The sequence below is a fragment of the Staphylococcus sp. GDY8P45P genome, assembly GCF_017892745.1.
Classification (GTDB): Bacteria; Bacillota; Bacilli; order Staphylococcales; family Staphylococcaceae; genus Staphylococcus; species Staphylococcus cohnii.
This window is the reverse complement of the sequence record NZ_JAESLS010000031.1, coordinates 1-569: the sequence shown is the minus strand read 5'-3', so window position 1 is coordinate 569 and position 569 is coordinate 1. Positions and strand designations below refer to the sequence as shown.

Below are 569 nucleotides of genomic sequence, written 5' to 3'. Positions count from 1 at the left end.
CAAAATCGTGAAACAGGCGAAAGAAAGTTGTATCGAGTGTGGTTTTGTAAATCCAGGCTTTGTCCAATGTGCAACTGGAGGAGAGCAATGAAACATGGCATTCAGTCACAAAAGGTTGTTGCTGAAGTTATTAAACAAAAGCCAACAGTTCGTTGGTTGTTTCTCACATTAACAGTTAAAAATGTTTATGATGGCGAAGAATTAAATAAGAGTTTGTCAGATATGGCTCAAGGATTTCGCCGAATGATGCAATATAAAAAAATTAATAAAAATCTTGTTGGTTTTATGCGTGCAACGGAAGTGACAATAAATAATAAAGATAATTCTTATAATCAGCACATGCATGTATTGGTATGTGTGGAACCAACTTATTTTAAGAATACAGAAAACTACGTGAATCAAAAACAATGGATTCAATTTTGGAAAAAGGCAATGAAATTAGACTATGATCCAAATGTAAAAGTTCAAATGATTCGACCGAAAAATAAATATAAATCGGATATACAATCGGCAATTGACGAAACTGCAAAATATCCTGTAAAGGATACGGATTTTATGACCGATGATGA

General features: G+C 33.2%; 1 protein-coding gene. It reads left to right on the top strand.

All coding sequences use genetic code 11. The annotated features are described in order from the left end of the window. Positions 1–569 (top strand): protein rep (locus tag KA873_RS13455; protein ID WP_245337716.1); only part of this gene is annotated, 569 nt, incomplete at both ends.